Genomic DNA, 20,561 nt, shown 5'->3' with positions numbered 1-20,561 from the left:
GAAAGGGTGTGTGTATCATTATGAGGAAATCTTTTATTTTGCTTTTCCTGTTCGCGATCATGCTCAGTGGATGTCGGGCACAAGGCAGTGAGGATCAAATTAAGGTTTATACACGAGATGGTTCATCTGGAACTCGAGAAGCGTTTGAATCCATTGCGGGAATAAAATCAATTACTCACAATAGCGCAGAGACTACGGGTAATGGGGATATGGCAACGCAAGTGGGGCAAGCTCACAATGCAATTGGATATGTATCACTAGCCACAGATTTTAAAGGCAATGGTATTAAACCGTTACAATATTTGGGTGTCTTACCATCCATAGATTCGGTTAATCAAGGTTCGTACCAATTAGCGCGTCCATTCAGTTTTGTAACACGACGTGAGGGAGACTATGAATCGGATGAGAAACAAGCATTAGTGCTTGCATTTCTAGATTACTTAAATAATTCGATAGAGGGTAAGGAAATTGTATTAGCGGCTGGTGGAATCGTGGATGTGTCCAAAGGTGTGTTATGGGAGGATTTGAAACAAAATCACCCGATTGTATTAAGAGATAACACAGACCTCGTACTTAAAACAGGAGGTTCTACATCTGTAGAACCAACAATTAAACCTGCCGTAGAATCCTTTATTCCGATGGCAGGTAATTTTAAATATGAACCAAATCATACGGGTTCTGGAGATGGTTATAAGCGAACTTTAGGGAGTGAAAAGAGCGGTGCAAATCATATTGATATTGGATTTTCATCACGAAAATTTAAAAAAGAAGAGCCGGTAAGTGAGGGCATGACCTCTGGAGTTTATTGTATGGATGCAGTGGTTGTGGTCGTCAATGAGACAAACACTTTGGATGATATATCACCCGAACAACTTCAACAAATTTTTAGCGGAGAACTCTCGCAATGGAAGGATCTTGTATGAGTTACAAATCAAATCGTTTCAGCACTGAAGGATATCAACGACGCAAAAAAACAGTGGATGTTTGGGTTCAAAGTTTATTAAAACTTACAGGAATCCTTGCAGCGTCCATGGTTATCATTATTTTCATATTTATTTTTAAACGGGGGATTGCTGTTTTTCTTCCATCTTATGGTCCAAATCAAATTTCATTGATTGATTTTCTGACAGGTTTTGTTTGGGAAGCTGATAAACATGTTTACGGTGTCCTGTTTATCATTATCAATACCGTAATTACAGCTTTTTTGGCAATGTTGATCGCATTCCCAATTTCTGTATTGACGGCATTATTTATTTCAAAGATTGCGCCCCAAAAATTATCAAAGCTGCTTACGACGGTTATTGAGATGCTTGCGGCAGTACCTTCTGTTGTGTACGGTGTATTTGCTTCCGGTGTCATCGTGCCTTTTGTCGATCAATTTGCAACCGTGCTTGGATTCTCGACGTTTGGTGGGCGCTCAATGTTAGCTGTTGTTATATTACTTGCGATTATGGTGTTACCGACCATGACATCACTTTCAATTGTTTCTATGAATGCAGTTGATAAGAATTTAGAACTTGGATCACTTGCATTGGGGGCTTCTCCCACTCAAACAAATTTTAAAGTTGTTTTAACATCAGCGAAGTCAGGAATTACAACAGGACTTATTCTTGGCTTAGCGCGTGCTTTTGGTGAGGCTACCGCCGTTTCAATGGTTGCGGGTAATAAACCAACAGGTCCAACTTGGAATCCGTTTGATATTACCCGAACCTTAACTTCCACAATGCTTTCAGGGATGAAAGAAACTTCTGGTGTTGATTACGATGTACGTTTTAGTGTGGGTATTGTATTAATGATCATAATTCTTATCTCTAATTTAATGATTCATGCATTTAAACGGAAAGTGGGGAATGAAGGAAAATGACACGTAGACGTAGCATTCACGATTTTTTACTAAATGGAATTACGTATGTGGCAGCACTGCTCTCTGTTTTGGTCCTTCTGGGTATTTTTAGTTTTGTAATCGTTCGAGGAAAGGATACGCTGAGTTGGGATATGTTGAGATCGAATTATTGGTCTGAAAATTATCTACTTGGTTTCTCGAAAACGGAATCTGAAATGTTTGCGAATCCAGGGAATTTAAATTCAGGTGATGTATTTAATGAATCGTATGGAATTGCTGTGCGCGATGATAAGAACCATGAAGGTAAGCAAACTGTTATCGTAACTTACATTGATGAAAAAAGTCCGTTCAACTCAACATATAATCTAACTGCAGGTTCTCAATTTGAAAAGCAGCAAGTTATGCATCGTGGCGATGCGATTGAGCGGATTACGATGCATGATTCGCAAGGGAATCGTATGATTTCTGGACATGTAGCTGGTGATGATGCGCACGCTTTAAGTTTGAAACTTGATCAAGCGCAACGATTAGAGTCTATATATTTTAAAACGCAAAGCGGCGGTATTTGGGGGTCAATTCTTGCGACATTACTGTTGATTGCAACCTCACTCTTATTTGCATTGCCACTTGGAATCGGGGCAGCATTGTATTTAACAGAAATTGCACCAGATACAGCGATGACACGAATGCTTGAAAGCAGTATTGAAATGCTCGCAGGTGTTCCAAGTATCATATTTGGACTTCTTGGGATTGCGGTGCTCTTCCCAATTACTGCATTCTTTAATGTTTCGGGTTTGAGTATTCTGTTAGGTGGTATGACAATGGCAATCATCTTGTTACCAGTAATCATTCGTTCAGTAAAAGAATCGTTGTTGGTTGTACCTGATAGCTTACGTTCTGCCTCGCTATCTTTAGGTGGAACACAAACCCAAACTATTTTTAAAGTGGTACTTCCAAGTGCATTACCAGGAATTTTATCTGCTGTATTACTTTCAGTAAGTAGAATTATTGGGGAATCTGCGGCTCTTATTTATACGATGGGAACCTTTGTGAACGATGTGCCGGGATTAACTCAAGGTGGAACGTCTTTAGCTGTTCATATATGGTCAGTGATGAGTCAAGAACAGCCTAATTTCGAGTTGGCAAGTGCAATTTCAATTGTAATCTTAGCATTAGTTTTAATTTTAAATTTAACCGTCAAATACATTTCTAAGCAACTTCAAAAAAGGATGGGATATTAATTATGAATAGTTTCCAAGTCAAAAATCTAAATCTTTTCTATGGCGAGCACCAAGCACTTAAAGACGTTTCTATAGACATAAAGAAGCAAAAAGTTACTGCTTTTATTGGGCCTTCTGGCTGTGGTAAATCAACATTTCTACGATGTTTTAATCGTATGAATGATCTGGTAGAAAATTGTCGCATTGAGGGGAGCGTTCTTTTTGAGGATGAAAACATCTACGGACGTGATGTGGATGTTGTTGATTTAAGAACACGTGTTGGTATGGTGTTTCAACATCCCAATCCATTTCCAATGAGTATTTATGATAATGTTGCTTATGGATTACGCTGTCAAGGAATAAAGGATAAGCAAGTTTTAGATGAGGCCGTAAAAAATGCATTAATTAAAGCAGCGTTGTATGATGAAGTTTCAGATCGCCTGGGTTCATCAGCACTTCGTTTGTCCGGAGGACAACAACAACGTTTGTGTATTGCACGCGCGATTGCATTAAAACCTGAGGTTATCTTAATGGATGAACCGACTTCGGCCCTCGATCCAATTGCCACAGCGAAGATTGAAGAATTAATTTTAGACTTGAAAAAAGATTACACCATTATTATTGTCACGCATTCAATGCAACAGGCGGGGCGTATTAGTGATATGACTGCTTTTTTCCTGATGGGTGATATTGTTGAATATGAGACGACCCGAAAACTATTTCATACCCCTAAAGATAAACGTACTGAAGACTATATTACAGGCCGATTCGGCTAGGAGGAACTATGCGACTAGAAGATAAAATGTTAGTATTTGAAACGGATTTGTTGACGATGGCAGATCGCGTTCGCAAGCAAATGGCGATGGCAATTCAAGCGATTGTAACGGAAGATAAGACACTTGCTCTAAATGTTATTGAAAAAGATGATTATATTAACGATTCTGACGAAAGCATTAATGATCAAGCGATTGAAATTCTATCTCTAATGCAACCAGTTGCTAAAGATTTAAGGATGGTTGTGGGTGGTATCAAGGTATCTGCGGATTTGGAGCGTATTGGTGATTATGCTAAGAACATGGGTCGATATGTGATTAAAAGTAAAGAGTCGCAACCTGAATATCAATGCGATGTTGAGTTATTGGGCGCCAAGTTTCTTGAAAATTTTGATGCCGTGGTGTCACTTCTCAAAAACCCAAGTGTGAAAGATGCTTACGATGTGGCCGAGATGGATGAATCTTTGGATGAGTTATTTCAAGGGATTATGGCACGTTATGCATCTGAACCTTTGGAAACAGATCGTATCCCCACCCAAACAATCGGAATCTTGCGTAATATTGAACGCGCTGGGGACCATGCAACCAATATTTGTGAGCATGTTATCTATATTGTTAAAGGACGTCATATAGATTTTGGTTAATATGTGATAAAAGGCTTAGATTTAAGCCTTTTTTTTGTGATATAATTAATGAGGAAGTGATAAAATGGAAATAAATTATATTAATCAATCAAATGATGACTCTTGGGATGCTTTTGAAACATACCTCAGTCCAATATTGGAAGAGACTTTAAATAAAACTGGTTTTAAAAATCCGGTTGAAGTTAATGTTGTTTTGGTAGATGACCCAAGCATTCATAACTTTAATAAGGAATTCCGCGATATTGATCGTCCTACAGATGTTTTAAGCTTTGAGGATGGTTCAATGGAAGGGGAAGTTTTTATGATGGGGGATATTATTATCAGTGTTGATGCGATTCGCCGACAAGCAGAAGAATACGGACACTCAATTAAACGTGAGTTTTGTTTTCTTGTAGCGCATGGATACCTCCACTTACTTGGGTATGATCATCATACACCTGAAGAAGAAGTCGTAATGTTTGGACTCCAGAAAGAGATATTACATGATATCGCTCGCAAAGATTCTTAAGCGCACCCGAAAAAAGTTTAAGTCGGCATTTCAGGGTGTAAAGACCGGAGTGTTATATGATCACAGCATTCTTATTCAACTTATTCTTGGGTTGATTGCTGTTGTCTTTTTTGCTTTTATTGGGATCACCCCTGTTGAATGGATGTTTGTAATCAGTGCGGTGTTTATGGTTCTGGTTACTGAGTTTTTAAATTCAGCAGTTGAGGATATTTGTGATTTGCTAATTAAAAATTATAATTTGCACGTAAAGGAAATAAAAGATATTGCTGCTGGTGCGGTGTTGTTAGCGGCTCTATATGCAATCATTATAGGAGTTATCGTACTCACAAGGAGATTTATATGAAAGACGAACTCATTACAAAAGCTTTTGAAGCAATGGGCAATGCCTATGCACCTTACTCTAACTATCATGTTGGTGCGTGTCTCCTGACACGTGATGGAAAGACATTTGTAGGTGCAAATATCGAAAATGCATCGTATGGTGCAACGAATTGTGGTGAACGAAGTGCTGTGTTCTCAGCCTATTCTCATGGATATCGTCAAGAAGATATTATGGGTATTGCAATCGTTACAGACGGGAATCTCTTAGCAGGTCCTTGTGGTATTTGTCGTCAAGTGCTTTCGGAATTACTTGAACCGACAACCCCTATATATTTATCAAACGGTAAGGAATCAATGACAACTAACATTGAGGAACTGATGCCGTTAATGTTTGGAAAGAAGGACTTAAATGACATTTAAATCAGGATTTATTTCAATTGTTGGGCGTCCCAATGCAGGGAAATCAACACTCATTAATCAAATCGTTAAACAAAAAATTGCGATTGTAACAGAAAAAGCACAAACAACGCGCGATGCTATCATCGGTGTTAAAACAGAAGAAGATTATCAATTAATTTTTATTGATACTCCTGGGATTCATAAACCGAAACATCAATTGGGAGAGCGAATGAACCGTACCGCATATGCTCATTTTAAAGGTGTGGACTTGGTTTACTACATCATTGATGGTGCAGAGCCGTTTGGAACGGGTGATGAATTTGTAATTGAACGTTTAAGCAAGCTTAAAATACCTGTGTTTTTGATTATTAACAAAGTTGATAAAATGAGTGAACAGGCATTGCTTGAGCGTATTGCTGCTTCAACCGATTTTCAATTTGCGGAAATTGTACCTATTTCGGCCCTTGAAAATAACAATGTAGATCGCTTGCTTGACGTAACCTTAAGTTATATGGAAGAGGGTGTAATGTATTACCCTAAAGATCAAGTCAGTGCATATCCAGAGCAATTTATTATGGCGGAAATTGTTCGAGAAAAAATTCTTGAACTTACTGAAGAGGAAATTCCACATAGTGTCGCTGTCGCTATTGAACGCATTGTGAAAAAGAAAAATGCAACAATTATCAGTGCTGTTATTCTCGTAGATCGTCCTTCGCAAAAAGGGATCATTATCGGTAAACAAGGCAGTATGATTAAGCAAATTGGTGAACGTGCCCGTGGTGAGTTGGAAACAGTACTAGGTGAAAAAGTCTTCTTAGAAACATATGTTCGTGTTGAAAAGAACTGGCGTAATCGTGCTCGTATGTTGAATCAACTCGGATATATCGAAACTGAATATGAACAATAAGGATGTTGGATTCATTGTATCGATTGTTCCATTTCGAGAACATGATGCGATGGTCCATTTTCTTGGTTATGAGTATGGGTTGATCCGGATGATTTTGCCGGGCTATTACCGTGCAAAATCAAAACAAGGACGACTGGGACTCGAATTTTCTAAAGTTCAATATCGATTTAATTTTCAAGAACATAAATTAAATCGAATTATAGGTGGTGAATCAATCAATGCATATTTACAAGTGCGGCAGAATCTTGATTGGTTGATGTATATGTCATTGGTCTCTGAATTAACAGTGCGATGTTTTGATTTCGATTCACATCACTTATTTTATCAATGGTTCGAGAATTGTATTGAGTCCAACAATTTAGAGGTTCACTGTATAAAGTATTTGGCTTTTATAATTCAAACACAAGGATTCACACCTGATGTTGAAGGATGTGTCATGTGTGGGAGTACAAATGTAAATGCTTTTTCAATTGAACACGGTGGCTATGTCTGCGCAACGCATGCACAACATACAATTAAAACGACTAAATCATTGATGATTGCACTACTTGGTATTTTTTCGAATCGTGATGTCGATGCATATTTGGAAACAATTAATCGATATGATTTACTTAAAATACTCGTGGAATATTTAGAATTTCATGGTGATTATAAATTTAATAGTTGGAAACTCATTTCTGATGTATAATAGAGGGAAAGTAATTGGAAGGTGAAAGAATGAAAAAATATGAATTTGAGACGATAGTAAACCATGTAAGAACAAGTGGTTTTGTCTTTCAAGGTAGTGAGATTTATGGTGGTTTAGCGAATACTTGGGATTTTGGTCCTTTAGGAATCGAACTTAAACAAAATGTTAAGAAATTATGGTGGGAATCATTTGTTTCTCGTAATCCATATAACGTTGGGATTCAATCCGCAATTTTAATGAATCCATCTGTGTGGCAGGCAAGTGGTCACTTAGATACTTTTAATGATCCTTTGATGGATTGTCGAAAATGTAATACTCGACACCGCGCGGATAAACTTATCGAAGAATTTTCTGAGACAGAAATTAATGCGGGTGTGATGAGTAATGAGGATATGGAACTGTATATTCAAGAGCATCAAATTCCATGTCCTAATTGTGGTGGTCATGATTTTACAAATATTCGTCAATTTAACTTAATGTTTAAAACATTTCAAGGTGTAACAGAAGATACTTCAAATGCGATATATCTTCGCCCAGAAACGGCACAAGGAATGTTTGTTAATTATCGAAATGTTCAACGTTCGATGCGTAAGAAATTACCGTTTGGAATTGCTCAAATTGGTAAATCATTTAGAAATGAGATTACACCAGGTCAATTCATTTTTAGAACACGTGAATTTGAACAAATGGAACTTGAGTTCTTTGTAAAACCAGGAGAAGACCTTGAATGGTATGAGTACTGGAAAAAATTCGCAATGGATTGGTTAATTGGATTAGGAATTAAGCCTGAGAATTTACGACTTAGAGAGCATGATGAAGATGAATTATCTCATTACTCAAAAGGTACAAGTGATATCGAGTACCGTTTCCCATGGGGATTTGATGAGTTATGGGGTATTGCAGATCGTACAGATTATGACCTTAAACAACATCAAGAGCACTCTAAAGTAAGTATGGAATATTTAGATCCGGAAACAAACGAAAAGTATATACCTTACTGTGTAGAGCCTTCTTTAGGGGTTGAACGATTGATGCTTGCATTGATTTGTGAAGCTTATGATGAAGAGGAACTTGAAAATGATACACGTGTTGTAATGCATTTTTCTCCAAAACTTGCGCCAACACAAGTTTGTGTTTTACCGCTTTCAAAAAAATTGAGCGAACCAGCGCGTGAGATTATGCACAAATTAATGGGTTCTTTTGCTTGTGATTTTGATGAAACTGCAAGTATTGGTAAACGTTACCGTCGTCAAGACGCAATTGGAACACCATTCTGTATTACATTTGATTTTGATTCTTTAGAAGATGAAAAAGTTACTTTACGTTACCGTGATTCAATGGAACAAGTTCGTGTAAGTGTAGACGAAGCGATTGCATTGATGAATGCAGAAATTAATAAATAAGAATAATGGGTGAGTGATATGAAGCGAATGCCAGAAGAACTGATCAATGACATTCGTTCGAAAACGGATATCGTTGATACCATTTCTCGATACATGACACTATCAAAAAAGGGCAAAAATTACTGGGGGGTTTGCCCTTTTCATGATGATAACAATCCGTCAATGTCTGTTTCACCAGATCGACAAATCTATAAATGTTTTGTTTGTGGAGCGGGAGGGAATGTTTTTTCTTTTGTTAAGGATTTTGAAAAAATTGGATTTATTGATGCAGTAGTGAAAACAGCATCTTTTATTGATATTGATGTCACAGAATACGAACCGCAAAATACTGTTCCGGTAGATGAAGAAAAATTAAAGTTGTTTCAAGCACTCGATGAAACTCAAAAATTTACTGAATTTCAGCTTTATACAAAAACAGGTAAAGATGCGTTAAGTAAGCTTGAAGCGCGTGGATACAGCATGGAATTGATTAAGAAGTTCGGTATTGGTGTTGCATTTGGCGACAATCAATTATCAAAATACTTAATTGCAAAAGGCTTTAATGAAAAAGAACTCGTGGATGCGGATTTAGTACGCGTAACAGATCGTGGTATTGAAGATGTGTTTTATCAGCGAATTATGTTCCCAATCTATGACCGTCATGGTCGTGTGATTGCTTTTAGTGCACGAGCTTTGAGCGATGAGAACAAAGTCAAATATATCAATACGTCAGAGACACGATTGTATACTAAGGGTTTAACGATTTATAACTTACACAATGCAAAGGAAGCGGCAAGAAAGCATGATTTTATTCTTGTAGCCGAAGGTGTAACGGATACAATTGCCTTTACAAAATCAGGCTATGATAATACCGTTTCACTATTGGGTGTCGCATGTACAAATGAACAAATTCAAATGTTGAAGCAATGCAGTTCGAATGTTGTTTTAGCGTTTGATGGTGATCGTGCAGGACTTGAAGCAACATACCAAGTAGGAATGAAATTGCGTAAAGCACATTGCTCAGTAACAGTATGGTATAATGATACGGGATTAGATCCAGATGAGTGTATACGTGAATATGGCATTGAACGTGTACAGAAAGGTGTCGATGATCGTATAAATTGGCTTGATTTTTTAATGAGTTATGGAATTGGTAATTATGGTTTAGATTCATTTGATAATCGTAAGCGCGTAGTTCAATTTATGATTGACCATTTAAAAAATGAAGACGAATTAGAACAAAGCTACTATCTCAAAAAACTTTCAGATAAGACAAATTTTGAATACAGCGTATTATCACAACAATTAAACGCGCGCAGCGTAATGATTGAACGCGATACACCGTTGATTTCAAATAATGTTTCAAATACCATGGAATTTAATGTTAATATCCCCGAAAGAGCGATTTTGAGACAAATGCTGATTTCTAAAGAAGCAGCGTATTTATATCGTGATCAATTAGGATTTTTAGTGTCAGATCTAGCAACCGATTTTGCACTCATTATCTTAGATTGTTATCGAAATCAAGAAGTTATCGAAATTGCAGATATACTATCACTAAATATATCTGAAAAAATGAAAAAATTTGCTATCGATATTGAATCAAGCGACTTATTAGATGGCTATAATCGAGCAAGTATGGAGCAAAATATTAATTTGATTCGAAATCATCTTGTCGTCATGGGAATCCATGATATGAAGGGTCGGGTGCTTCAACAAGATAAGATTGATGATCAAGCGGCACTACTCGAAGAAGCAATAAAACAATTACGAAATAAAAATAAGAGAGAAGGAGAACATTGATGGCAGCTAAAAAATTAAAAACATTAGAAGAAGTTAAAGAGAGTTTTCTAAAACAATATGAGAAAAAGCGTGTTCTATTAAATGATGATGTAGAGAAGGCAATCGATCACCTTAATTTGAATGACGATGATTCAGAAGAGCTTTTTGAATGGTTCACGGAAAAAGGAATCATTTTAAGTGATGATGAAGATGATATTGATGAGGAGGTAATGCTCGAAGCTGGAGAACCAGATGTCGATGATGATTTTATTAGTGATGAAGCAGAAGAGGATGAGATTTTTGATGACTCACTAAATAAAGTTGACCTTAGCTCATATGAAAATGAATTAACCAGTGCAAATATGGTACGTATTAACGATCCCGTTAAGATGTATCTTAAGGAAATTGGTCGTGTTAATCTTTTAGATGCTAAAGATGAGCCTGAAATTGCACGCCGTCTCCAAGAAGGGGAACAAGCAAAAGAATTTATTATCAACAAGTATAAAGAAATTGTTGATCCTGCGATTACAGATGAAGAACTTGCAGAACGATTAACAGAAAACCAAATTGGTTACTTTTTTGATGATTTCGAAGCGTACCTCACCGAAAATGGTGATGAAGAAAACTTAGCGTTCCTGACAAACTGGGTTGCGACATATTATGATGGTTTAGAAGCACGTCGCATTCTTATTTCAGCAAACCTTCGTCTTGTAGTTTCAATCGCTAAAAAATATGTTGGTCGTGGAATGCTATTCTTGGACTTAATTCAAGAAGGAAACATGGGTCTTGTTAAAGCCGTTGAAAAATTTGACTATACAAAAGGATTTAAGTTCTCGACATATGCTACATGGTGGATTCGTCAAGCGATTACACGCGCAATTGCTGACCAAGCACGTACAATTCGAATTCCAGTTCATATGGTGGAAACAATTAATAAATTGACACGAATCCAAAGATCACTTGTTCAAACATTAGGACGTGAACCAACTGCTGAAGAAATTGCGGCAGAGATGGAAAACATTACACCTGAAAAAGTTCGTGAAATTCAAAAAATTGCTTTAGATCCTGTTTCTTTGGAAACACCTATTGGTGAAGAAGATGATTCACATCTTGGAGATTTTATTGAAGATAAAGACGCATTATCACCTGATGAGTATGCTAATAATCAACTTCTAAAAGAAGAAATTAAGATGGTACTTGAAGGTTTAACAGAACGGGAAGAAAAGGTCTTACGATTGAGATTTGGTTTAGAGGACGGCCGTACACGTACCTTGGAAGAGGTTGGAAAAGAGTTTAACGTTACTCGTGAACGTATTCGTCAAATCGAAGCAAAAGCACTTCGCAAGTTGAAACATCCAACTCGATCAAAACGATTAAGAGACTTTGTAGACAAACGATAATATGAAGCTTTCGAATCGACTTACAGAGATTTTTAATTTGATTCCTGACAAAGCACGGGTTGCTGATGTAGGAACAGACCATGGATTACTCCTGATTAAAGCAATTCAAGAGCATAAGGCGATTAGGGGTTATGGTCTTGATATTGCTGAAAAACCATTACAACAAGCACGTGAGAACGTTGAGCGTTTTGGTTTTCATGATAAAATTGAACTCCACCTTGGTAATGGGCTTGAAGGATTTAAAGGCGATGCAGATTGCTTTGTAATTGCAGGCATGGGTGCAGAAACAATATGGTCTATAATTTCTAATTATAAATTTAAGGTGAATGATACAATAATCATTCAATCAAATACAAAAAATGCTTGGCTTCGACAAACAGTAGCCATAAACGGATTTGACATTGTTGATGAGCGTTTTCTTTTAGAACGTGAGATTCCTGTTTTTATTATGGTAATAAAAATCTCAACATCAACTAATAATGCATTAACACAGGAAGATGTGTTGATTGGTCCTGTGTTAAAACAACATATTACAGAAGATTATTTAATCTATTTAACCAATCGCGCAAATCATCTATATTCAATCAAAAAGCACAATGTTGCTTTTGAAACGGAATATAACACCATAAGAAATATTTTAGAAAAGGAGTGTTAATATGATGAATAATATTAATAAAAAGTTTTTTGAACTGAATAAATTTAGAGAGCTAACATCAGTTCAAGAAAAAGTTCTTAAAGAAATTAAGAACAAGCGTGATTTGATTGTTAAATCGGATACAGGTACGGGGAAAACCCATGCGTTCTTATTCGCAATTTTAGAGCTCATTGATCCTACTGTTGACCAAACTCAAGCCTTAATTCTTGCACCTACACGAGAACTCGCAATGCAAATTCAAAATTTTGCTCGCGAAATTACGACACTAGATGAACGAATTACAACTGAGCTTGCGATTGGTGGTATGGATAACAGTCGTCTTAAGAAAAAAATCGAAAAACAACCAATGATTTTAATTACTACACCAGGAAAATTTCTTGATATATTAAGCTGGAGTGTTTTGAGACTCGATTTTATTAAAGCTCTTGTTATTGATGAAACAGATATGATGCTTGACTACGGATTTATTAATGAAGTTGATACGATTGCATCGAGATTGTCTAATGACACGCTTTTTATGCTTTACAGTGCAACGATTCCAACAGGGCTTCGTGCATTCATTAAAAAATATTTGAAACATCCAATTGAGATTGTTTCGACAGAAGAAAAACTAAAACCGAGAATTGATCACATCTTAATCAATCAACGTCATCGTGATATGAATGAAGCGGTTCTTGACGTTTTATCCGCAATTAATCCTTTACTCGCTGTTGTATTCACTAATACGAAAGTACAAGCGGGCGAAGTAGCACGATATCTTAGAGATTATGGTATCGAGTGTGTTGAACTTCATGGCGATGTGAGTGACCGTGGACGTAAACAAGTTCTGAATCAAATCAATAGTAAACGTGTTCAATATATCGTTGCGACGGATTTAGCGGCTCGTGGTATCGATTTACCTGAAATTAGTCATGTAATTAATGCTGGGTTACCCAATCATGATTTAGATTTTTATACCCACCGTTCGGGTCGTACTGGTAGAAGTGGACGTCAAGGTTATAGTATTAGTATCGTGACTCAAAAAGATCAAGGCGCCGTAACACGCTTAATGAAAAAAGGTTTGCGATTTGAATATAAACGTGTCAAAGACGGTGCACTTGAAGATGTTCGTCCTTGGTTTAATTTAGAAAAACGTACGAAACAACTTGATCCAGAAATTGTACAGGTTCTTCATCGTAAAAATGTTAAGATTAAGCCTGGCTATAAAGTAAAACGAAAACGTGAAATTGAACGATTAACAAACAAGAAAAAACGTAATATGATCCAACAAGAAATTAGAGATCAGAAAAAAGAACGTGCAAAAGCAAAACAACGCGAGCGTGCACTCGATACTGAAAAGTAGTGACTTAACGGGAGGTTTTGATGGGTATTTTTAAGCGACGAAAAAAAACTGACAATTACACGGGAAGTAGTGAACACCTAAAACAAGGATTAGATCTTGATAAGATGATTAATACACGTCTTAAAATCTTTGTTTTAATATTGGTTGCGATTGCTGCGGGTCTTGTCTTTAGATTATATAAGATTCAAATTGTAGGTCAAAGTCATTATGAAGATTTACTTTCTAAATACTCATCGCCACCTGTTCGAATGCCCACTATGCGGGGTGAATTTCTGGATTCAAAGGGTCGAATTATCGTTTCAAATAAAGCAGTAAATTCAATAACATATTATCCTTCTAAGATGCCTAAGGGCATGAAAGAGGAGGAGGTGGCTCTTAAATTTGCAAAGCAATTTGAGATTAAAGATGAATTGAATGAAGATGATCTCAAGGTATTGTGGTTGAGAAAGAACAAACTTGGAGAAAGTCTTTTATCCGAAGAAGACCGAAAAACGATCAAAGAAACAGATATGGATCAAAGTGCTGTTGAGGCATTGAAGAAAAGTAGAATCACAAAAGAAATGACAGATACACTTTCTAAAGATGACCGTCTTGCATTTCAAGTCCAAGTCAAGATGGGGAATATCCAAATGGGACAACCATCAATTATTTTAGAAGAAGCTACCAATGAACAAATTTCTTATTTAGCGGAACATGCAGCTGAGTTTCCAGGTTTCTCGCGTACTACATCTTGGAAACGAGAACCCAATAAAGAAGTTGATCTTATGTCGCTAATTGGTGATTTAGGTGATGTTCCTTATGAAAAACGCGATTACTATGTAGCTGAGGGATATGAACTGAGTGAACAAGTAGGAGCGTACGGTCTGGAATATCAGTATGAAAACTTCTTATCAGGTTATAATAGTGAATATGAACGAACATCGGGAAGTAAATTCAAATTACAGAAGGATGGTCGGAAAGGGAATGACATTCGTTTAACCATTGATATGGATTTACAAAAAGAAATGGAAAAAATTGTCAAGGAACGATTAGATTATCAGAAGAGTATTGGCGAGCGCACAAAAATTAATAATCAGATCCATGTTGTAGCAACAGACCCTCAAACAGGCGACATTCTCGGTATCGTAGCGATGGTTCGTGGCAAAGATGGTAAATATTACAACGATCCACAATTAACGATGCTACAAGGTTATCCTGTCGGTTCGACAATCAAGGGTGCAACGGTCTATATGGGCCTTGATACAGGGGTTATGAAGCCGGGAGAGACTGTGAATGATACACCAATGTACATTGAAGGAACACCGCCACGACATTCATGGCGTAATCTTGGTATTGTAGATGATCAAACTGCATTACAACACTCATCTAATATATACATGTTTAATGTTGCGATACGTCTAGGTGGTTCATCTTACGTTCCAAATGGACCCCTTGTATTTACGGATGCTGAAAAAACATTTGCCCAAATGAGAAACTATTATAGTCAATTTGGTTTAGGTGTTCGTACTCAAGTGGATTACCCACGGGAAGAAATTGGTTATAAAGGTGGTACGACAAATTCGGGGTCATTGCTTGAATTTGCAATTGGACAATTTGATAACTACAATGCTATGCAACTGAGTCAATACATCACGACAGTGGCTAATGGAGGATACCGATTACAACCTCATTTTGTCAAAGAGGCATTGAATCATGATACGCATCGTCCAGTTTACCAAAATAATGTAAATATTTTGAATTCATTAGAAAATAAAGAAATGCTTGAACGTGTTCGATCGGGTATGCGTTTATGTGCTTCTTCAAATATGTGTGGGGATTTAATTGCAACAGTGCCATACAGTGCTGCTGCAAAAACGGGTACCGCACAAGCGTACGATCCAGAGATTGGTTCATACATCAATAATACGTATGTTGCATTTGCTCCTTATGAGCAACCTAAGATTGCGGTTGCGTGCATTGCACCCCTTGCATATACAGAAGATTTGTCGAATCCTGTTACAAATATTTGTACTTCAACGGGAGATCGAATTGTAGATGCGTATATGAATTTAAAATAATATATGCAATTAAAATAATATATGATATAATGAGTTGGCTAATAAATATTGGAGGTAACTATGAGAACTCAAGCGATTTTAGTTTGCACAGAATGTGGCGAAGAAAACTATCACACAAGTAGAAACAAAAAAGTTCAATTAGAACGTATGGAAGTTACAAAATACTGCCCACGTGAGCGCAAACATACATTACATAAGGAAAAAAAATAAGCCTATTTTGGCTTTTTTTTCTAGGTGAAGACAATGAAGATAACATATCAAACATTAGGCTATGCAGCCACAAATACATATTACTTAAGTAGTGGGAATCAAATGTTAATTATTGATCCTTGTTTAGACCCAAATCAAAACACGATTAATCTATTGAAGCCTACACAGGATTACGAAGTCATTGGTGTTCTTTTAACACATGGACATTTTGATCATATTTCAGGTGTAGACGTGATTGCGGAAAGATTTAATTGCCCTGTCTACATGTACCACGAAGAAATTCATTATCTTAAAGACATGTCCTATAATCTCTCCAATCAAACACCAGAGCCTTTTACGATTAAAACGAATCCGATTGCGATTGATCTAGAACCGTTAACAGTAGGACCCTTTGAATGTGATGTTGTTAAGACGGCGGGACATACTAGCGGGTCTATTTCCTATGTCTTTGATGATTTCATTTTTGATGGTGACTTTATCTTTGAACAAAGTATTGGTAGGACAGATTTACCGACCGGAAATATGAATGTAATGAATGCATCCCTTCGAAGTTTTATTGATGATTTTGGAGACGTGGACTATACTCTTTATCCAGGACACGGTTCACCAACTACACTTTTTAAAGAAATTGAGACGAATCCATATTTAAAACCTAAACTTTAGTTTAGGTTTTTTTTATTGATTCACGTAGTTTTAAGTATGGAATATATTGATAAAAAGTTACATGATTTGCTTAAAATGGCCATTGGACTTTCAATTACAGATATACACTTTAATATCACAGAGGTTTATCAGGTAATTCGACTAAGACGTCACAAACAGACAATTAAAATCATACACGATGATTTATCAGTCAATTTATATGAGCATTTAAAATACATATCTCGTTTTGATCTAAGTCAGAATGAAATACCTCAAACTGGTAGCTTTACGATGATCTTCGAACGGAGATACTTTTTTAGATTTGCCTCCATTGAATCATTTGGGCGGAAAAACGGTGTGATACGTATTTTAAACATTGTATTGATCCGCTCACTAAGTGAGTGCATTTCAAATAAGAGAGTTTTAAGAGCTCTTTTAAAATCATTTAGTGCACGTTCGGGATTAATTTTGTTTTCGGGTGTTACAGGCTCAGGTAAATCTACGACAATGTTTAATACGCTTAAAGAGGTTTCATCAGAGGCTATCTACAGTGTTGAAAGTCCGATTGAACATTTCTATAACCATGTAATTCAACTGGAACCCATCGAATCACGACTTACTCAAGAAGATATTTTGAATCAACTGTTAAGGATGGATGCTGATATTATTGTATATGGAGAAGTTCGAACAAAGGGTGATTTAAGATTATGTCTTCGTGCCGTTAATATGGGTCATTTGGTCTGTGCTTCAATTCATGCAAGAAGTTGTTTCCATACATTAGACCGTCTTTATGATCTTGGGGCAACGGATTATGAGATTGAATCGGGACTTATTGCTATTTTGTATCATTATTTAAAACAAGAGAAAGGAGAGGTTGTTTTTAAGCATGAATTTGCTGATCAAGTTCAAATCCGTCATCGACTCAGTCAATCGTTTAAGGATAAAGATTCACCCGATAACCGAGACGGATAATTCTGTATTCAAGCTTTTAAACGGAGGTATTGCCTTTCAAGAAATAAAACAATATTTAAATATTGATGATATATCTTTTGATGCATATCTTAGACGTATTATTCCAAAAAATTTGTATTTACTCTATCCGAAGGTTTCAGGAATTACGCTATTGAAACTTTATAATGAAGTATCTATACGTAGACATAAGCGCCTAAAGGTACTCTATCAATCTGTAGGTTATTGGCTGTTTCTTCATTTTATGGTTTTGGTCATGCTGTTATTTTATAGAAAGTTGCTACTGCCAACAATTGCTTCAGAAATTGAAGTGTTTTCAACCAAACCACTGTTCTCAACGATTTCTAGTTTGTTTTCTTTAGGGCTTGTTTATTTGCATGGTGCTTTTCTTTTGTTTGTTCTTATCATGTCTTTGGTTCTTTTTCACCGTAAAATGCGGATGATCGTTATTGCTGGTTTGAATACATTTTTAAAATGCAATTTAATTGTCTTATGCATTTCCGAACAATTTTGTCTATTCTATAATGTACTCTATCCTGAAACAAAAACAACTCTTTCTACGATTAAATGTTTACGAACTTCACTCTCAAATACGTTAGCAGGTTCAATTGCTTTTGAAATTGAGCGAATGTTAGAGCATGGAAAAGATATTTGTGATGCATTAGCCCATTCATCGCTACACCCTATAATTAGAAGAAATATGCGAGAAGGATTTTTGTTTAATGAATTAGAGAAATCATTAAGTTTGTGTCTGAATCTTTCGGATGTTTTGATTTTATATCAATTAAAAAAAGTTATATGTGTTTATAGGGTATTTGTTTCGATTAACATAATTATGATTGTGGTTGTTTACTATGAATTAGTAATGATACCACTCAAATTGATGGAGGGATTATGAAACAAGGTTTTACGCTTATTGAGATGGTGCTTGTGATGACAATTATTGCAATCATATTTATGTTGACGTTACCCAATATCCAAAAAACCATTACAATGGTTAATCGAAAAGGGTGTGATGCACAGAAGAAAATAGTCGATGCGGCAATTATGCAGTACAAAATTAATTATGATGAACTACCAACAACCATTGATCAGCTCATAAATGCAGGGTATCTCAGAGAAAATCAGTACAAATGTTTTAATGGAGAGGTTATTCAAATTGCAGATGGTCAAGCAGTCTAGTATGAATTTTACGCTGTGTGAGATTCTCTTAGTTGTTTTTATACTCAGCATATCATTGCGAATGTTTCTTTCACTTCGAGTAGAATCGAAAAACGAGCCAGCCTTACTTGAGTATCAATTAAATGCGATGGAGCACTTAGAAACGGTTCCAATTCATGAGAATCATTGGTTTAATGCGAACGGCAATATTAATAAAGCTGGAACCTTCAGAGTTAATAAATATACATGCGTAATACAACTAGGGTTTGGAAGGTATCAGTGTGATTAATTTCTTTACATATATTGAGGTGATGTATTGTTTGTGTCTTTTAAGTTTGATGGTATACCTGCTCTGTATTTTTTATGCATAAAGCCTATTCGTTTGTTGAGTTTTTAATCTGTCTAGCAATTACTCCCTTATTAATGATTGTTTTGAATCAAATCCTCGAACGCAGTTATCAACTTATCTCGGATGCACCGAGGGTCAAACAAAATACCGTTTTTGAACTGCAATTACAGCAGTTATTGATTCGGAGTCGACGTGTTAAATGTGTTGATAATCGCATACTGTTTGAAAAAAACAATCTAAACAACGAAATCAGTTTTAATGGAAAGTATATTATTAAAAAGCCGGGTTATGAAATACTTTTGCACCATGTTACTGATTTTGGTTGTAAAGACAGCAAGGTGACATACGTTTTTGAAACAGAAAAATTTGAATTTTATGGATGGTAGTCTTATAGGTTGTACCCATCTCGTTTTCATTGTTTTATGTTTTAGTATTAGTAAAGCGTCAATGCTGTACGTCAAGCATTACCGAGTCGTAGAATCTATCAAACGTATTCAAGAACGAATTGAATTGGAGCGTCTTGTGATCGACCATTTTTGTTTTGAAGATGAAGATTTTACGTATGAAGATGAATTCTATGAGATTAAGGCACAAAAAAAAGACGAAAAAGTTTATGTTTCGATAAATGGTATTAGGTCATATCGGTTTTCTTATGATATAATTGATGATGGAAGTTTTAACTTAACTAAAATGGAGGATTAATTATGATTCAATCAAATGATTTAAGAGCTGGGATGTCAATTATTTATGAAGACAACCTATACCAAGTGTTGGATACATCACATAATAAGACAGCGCAAAGACAAATGATTATTAAAGCTAAAGTTCGTAACATGCGTTCTGGTTCCGTAACGGAATTAACAATGATCGGTGGGGATAAAGTTGAACAAGCTCATATCGATAAACGCGTTATGCAATATCTTTATGATGCAGGTGAAGAACTTGTTTTTATGGATGGTGAAACTTACGAACAACTTGAAATTGCGAAATCCCGTCTTGAGTGGGAAATGAACTTTATGAAAGAAAATCAAGACATTACAGTCGTTTTCTATGAATCAGAAGTTCTAGGTGTGAATTTACCTGAAAAAATTGCATTAACAGTCACTCAAGCTGAACCAGCTGTTAAGGGTGATACTGCAACAAATGCACAAAAAAATGCTGTTGTGGAAACTGGATTAGAAATTCGTGTGCCACTCTTTATCAGCGAAGGCGAGGTTGTTCTCGTTAATACTACTGATGGTAAATACTCAGGTCGTGCATAAGTCTTAAATAAAATCATAAAAAGCAAATTCACCGTATCGATTGAATT

General features: G+C 36.2%; 23 protein-coding genes. All 23 read left to right on the top strand.

Annotated elements, in window-relative coordinates; all coding sequences use genetic code 11:
* Positions 1–20: 20 nt before the first annotated feature.
* Complete coding sequence (locus EL194_RS08120; RefSeq protein WP_034886577.1) at positions 21–923, top strand: substrate-binding domain-containing protein; 903 nt, start codon at positions 21–23, stop codon at positions 921–923.
* Positions 920–1,864 (top strand): phosphate ABC transporter permease subunit PstC, encoded by a 945-nt coding sequence (gene pstC, locus EL194_RS08115; protein WP_013853033.1) that lies wholly within the window; start codon positions 920–922, stop codon positions 1,862–1,864. The genes EL194_RS08120 and pstC overlap by 4 nt, the downstream gene beginning before the upstream one ends.
* Positions 1,861–3,084, top strand: a complete 1,224-nt coding sequence (gene pstA / locus EL194_RS08110) for a phosphate ABC transporter permease PstA (RefSeq protein WP_003773863.1) — start codon at positions 1,861–1,863, stop codon at positions 3,082–3,084. The genes pstC and pstA overlap by 4 nt, the downstream gene beginning before the upstream one ends.
* A 2-nt stretch (positions 3,085–3,086) precedes the next feature.
* Positions 3,087–3,839 (top strand): phosphate ABC transporter ATP-binding protein PstB, encoded by a 753-nt coding sequence (gene pstB / locus EL194_RS08105; RefSeq protein ID WP_003773861.1) that lies wholly within the window; start codon positions 3,087–3,089, stop codon positions 3,837–3,839.
* Positions 3,840–3,847: 8 nt separating this feature from the next.
* Complete coding sequence (gene phoU / locus EL194_RS08100; RefSeq protein WP_003773859.1) at positions 3,848–4,480, top strand: phosphate signaling complex protein PhoU; 633 nt, start codon at positions 3,848–3,850, stop codon at positions 4,478–4,480.
* Between the two features lie 64 nt (positions 4,481–4,544).
* Positions 4,545–4,988, top strand: coding sequence for an rRNA maturation RNase YbeY (gene ybeY / locus EL194_RS08095; RefSeq protein WP_003773857.1), 444 nt, complete (start codon positions 4,545–4,547; stop codon positions 4,986–4,988).
* Complete coding sequence (locus EL194_RS08090; protein ID WP_003773854.1) at positions 4,963–5,331, top strand: diacylglycerol kinase; 369 nt, start codon at positions 4,963–4,965, stop codon at positions 5,329–5,331. Before ybeY ends, EL194_RS08090 begins: the two co-directional genes overlap by 26 nt.
* Positions 5,328–5,729 carry a cytidine deaminase gene (gene cdd / locus EL194_RS08085; RefSeq protein WP_003773853.1) on the top strand — a complete coding sequence of 134 codons (402 nt, stop codon included), beginning with the start codon at positions 5,328–5,330 and terminating at the stop codon, positions 5,727–5,729. Before EL194_RS08090 ends, cdd begins: the two co-directional genes overlap by 4 nt.
* Positions 5,719–6,615, top strand: a complete 897-nt coding sequence (gene era / locus EL194_RS08080) for a GTPase Era (RefSeq protein ID WP_003773851.1) — start codon at positions 5,719–5,721, stop codon at positions 6,613–6,615. The genes cdd and era overlap by 11 nt, the downstream gene beginning before the upstream one ends.
* Positions 6,605–7,303 carry a DNA repair protein RecO gene (gene recO, locus EL194_RS08075; protein WP_003773849.1) on the top strand — a complete coding sequence of 233 codons (699 nt, stop codon included), beginning with the start codon at positions 6,605–6,607 and terminating at the stop codon, positions 7,301–7,303. Before era ends, recO begins: the two co-directional genes overlap by 11 nt.
* A 29-nt stretch (positions 7,304–7,332) precedes the next feature.
* Complete coding sequence (locus tag EL194_RS08070) at positions 7,333–8,706, top strand: glycine--tRNA ligase (protein WP_003773847.1); 1,374 nt, start codon at positions 7,333–7,335, stop codon at positions 8,704–8,706.
* Positions 8,707–8,724: 18 nt separating this feature from the next.
* Entirely contained in the window at positions 8,725–10,488 is a 1,764-nt protein-coding gene (gene dnaG, locus EL194_RS08065) for a DNA primase (RefSeq protein ID WP_003773845.1), read from the top strand.
* The gene (rpoD, locus tag EL194_RS08060) at positions 10,488–11,867 is read left to right on the top strand and encodes an RNA polymerase sigma factor RpoD (RefSeq protein ID WP_003773843.1); all 1,380 of its coding nucleotides are present in this window, start codon (positions 10,488–10,490) and stop codon (positions 11,865–11,867) included. The genes dnaG and rpoD overlap by 1 nt, the downstream gene beginning before the upstream one ends.
* A 1-nt stretch (position 11,868) precedes the next feature.
* Positions 11,869–12,522 carry a class I SAM-dependent methyltransferase gene (locus EL194_RS08055; RefSeq protein ID WP_003773841.1) on the top strand — a complete coding sequence of 218 codons (654 nt, stop codon included), beginning with the start codon at positions 11,869–11,871 and terminating at the stop codon, positions 12,520–12,522.
* 1 nt (position 12,523) lies between these two features.
* Entirely contained in the window at positions 12,524–13,864 is a 1,341-nt protein-coding gene (locus EL194_RS08050; protein ID WP_003773839.1) for a DEAD/DEAH box helicase, read from the top strand.
* Positions 13,865–13,884: 20 nt separating this feature from the next.
* Positions 13,885–15,921, top strand: a complete 2,037-nt coding sequence (locus EL194_RS08045; protein WP_003773837.1) for a peptidoglycan D,D-transpeptidase FtsI family protein — start codon at positions 13,885–13,887, stop codon at positions 15,919–15,921.
* Between the two features lie 60 nt (positions 15,922–15,981).
* The gene (gene rpmG, locus EL194_RS08040; protein ID WP_003773835.1) at positions 15,982–16,131 is read left to right on the top strand and encodes a 50S ribosomal protein L33; all 150 of its coding nucleotides are present in this window, start codon (positions 15,982–15,984) and stop codon (positions 16,129–16,131) included.
* Between the two features lie 33 nt (positions 16,132–16,164).
* On the top strand, positions 16,165–16,794 hold the full coding sequence (locus EL194_RS08035) for an MBL fold metallo-hydrolase (RefSeq protein WP_003773833.1): 630 nt from the start codon (positions 16,165–16,167) through the stop codon (positions 16,792–16,794).
* 36 nt (positions 16,795–16,830) lie between these two features.
* Positions 16,831–17,745, top strand: a complete 915-nt coding sequence (locus EL194_RS08030) for an ATPase, T2SS/T4P/T4SS family (protein ID WP_003773830.1) — start codon at positions 16,831–16,833, stop codon at positions 17,743–17,745.
* Entirely contained in the window at positions 17,660–18,640 is a 981-nt protein-coding gene (locus EL194_RS08025) for a hypothetical protein (RefSeq protein ID WP_145912119.1), read from the top strand. The genes EL194_RS08030 and EL194_RS08025 overlap by 86 nt, the downstream gene beginning before the upstream one ends.
* Complete coding sequence (gene comGC, locus EL194_RS08020) at positions 18,637–18,924, top strand: competence type IV pilus major pilin ComGC (protein WP_003773827.1); 288 nt, start codon at positions 18,637–18,639, stop codon at positions 18,922–18,924. Before EL194_RS08025 ends, comGC begins: the two co-directional genes overlap by 4 nt.
* Before the next feature lie 679 nt (positions 18,925–19,603).
* Positions 19,604–19,954 carry a hypothetical protein gene (locus EL194_RS08005; RefSeq protein WP_223246800.1) on the top strand — a complete coding sequence of 117 codons (351 nt, stop codon included), beginning with the start codon at positions 19,604–19,606 and terminating at the stop codon, positions 19,952–19,954.
* A gap of 2 nt (positions 19,955–19,956) precedes the next feature.
* Positions 19,957–20,514, top strand: a complete 558-nt coding sequence (efp, locus tag EL194_RS08000; protein WP_003773819.1) for an elongation factor P — start codon at positions 19,957–19,959, stop codon at positions 20,512–20,514.
* Positions 20,515–20,561: the final 47 nt, after the last annotated feature.

Source organism: Erysipelothrix rhusiopathiae (assembly GCF_900637845.1).
Taxonomy (GTDB): Bacteria; Bacillota_I; Bacilli_A; order Erysipelotrichales; family Erysipelotrichaceae; genus Erysipelothrix; species Erysipelothrix rhusiopathiae.
Note: the sequence above shows the minus strand (reverse complement) of the source record. Positions and strands in the feature narration are given on the sequence as shown.

Coding starts and splice junctions, on each gene's coding strand:
- EL194_RS08120 (WP_034886577.1), top strand. CDS start 21: ATGAGGAAATCTTTTATTTTGCTTTTCCTGTTCGCGATCATGCTCAGT.
- pstC (WP_013853033.1), top strand. CDS start 920: ATGAGTTACAAATCAAATCGTTTCAGCACTGAAGGATATCAACGACGC.
- pstA (WP_003773863.1), top strand. CDS start 1,861: ATGACACGTAGACGTAGCATTCACGATTTTTTACTAAATGGAATTACG.
- pstB (WP_003773861.1), top strand. CDS start 3,087: ATGAATAGTTTCCAAGTCAAAAATCTAAATCTTTTCTATGGCGAGCAC.
- phoU (WP_003773859.1), top strand. CDS start 3,848: ATGCGACTAGAAGATAAAATGTTAGTATTTGAAACGGATTTGTTGACG.
- ybeY (WP_003773857.1), top strand. CDS start 4,545: ATGGAAATAAATTATATTAATCAATCAAATGATGACTCTTGGGATGCT.
- EL194_RS08090 (WP_003773854.1), top strand. CDS start 4,963: ATGATATCGCTCGCAAAGATTCTTAAGCGCACCCGAAAAAAGTTTAAG.
- cdd (WP_003773853.1), top strand. CDS start 5,328: ATGAAAGACGAACTCATTACAAAAGCTTTTGAAGCAATGGGCAATGCC.
- era (WP_003773851.1), top strand. CDS start 5,719: ATGACATTTAAATCAGGATTTATTTCAATTGTTGGGCGTCCCAATGCA.
- recO (WP_003773849.1), top strand. CDS start 6,605: ATGAACAATAAGGATGTTGGATTCATTGTATCGATTGTTCCATTTCGA.
- EL194_RS08070 (WP_003773847.1), top strand. CDS start 7,333: ATGAAAAAATATGAATTTGAGACGATAGTAAACCATGTAAGAACAAGT.
- dnaG (WP_003773845.1), top strand. CDS start 8,725: ATGAAGCGAATGCCAGAAGAACTGATCAATGACATTCGTTCGAAAACG.
- rpoD (WP_003773843.1), top strand. CDS start 10,488: ATGGCAGCTAAAAAATTAAAAACATTAGAAGAAGTTAAAGAGAGTTTT.
- EL194_RS08055 (WP_003773841.1), top strand. CDS start 11,869: ATGAAGCTTTCGAATCGACTTACAGAGATTTTTAATTTGATTCCTGAC.
- EL194_RS08050 (WP_003773839.1), top strand. CDS start 12,524: ATGATGAATAATATTAATAAAAAGTTTTTTGAACTGAATAAATTTAGA.
- EL194_RS08045 (WP_003773837.1), top strand. CDS start 13,885: ATGGGTATTTTTAAGCGACGAAAAAAAACTGACAATTACACGGGAAGT.
- rpmG (WP_003773835.1), top strand. CDS start 15,982: ATGAGAACTCAAGCGATTTTAGTTTGCACAGAATGTGGCGAAGAAAAC.
- EL194_RS08035 (WP_003773833.1), top strand. CDS start 16,165: ATGAAGATAACATATCAAACATTAGGCTATGCAGCCACAAATACATAT.
- EL194_RS08030 (WP_003773830.1), top strand. CDS start 16,831: ATGGAATATATTGATAAAAAGTTACATGATTTGCTTAAAATGGCCATT.
- EL194_RS08025 (WP_145912119.1), top strand. CDS start 17,660: ATGAATTTGCTGATCAAGTTCAAATCCGTCATCGACTCAGTCAATCGT.
- comGC (WP_003773827.1), top strand. CDS start 18,637: ATGAAACAAGGTTTTACGCTTATTGAGATGGTGCTTGTGATGACAATT.
- efp (WP_003773819.1), top strand. CDS start 19,957: ATGATTCAATCAAATGATTTAAGAGCTGGGATGTCAATTATTTATGAA.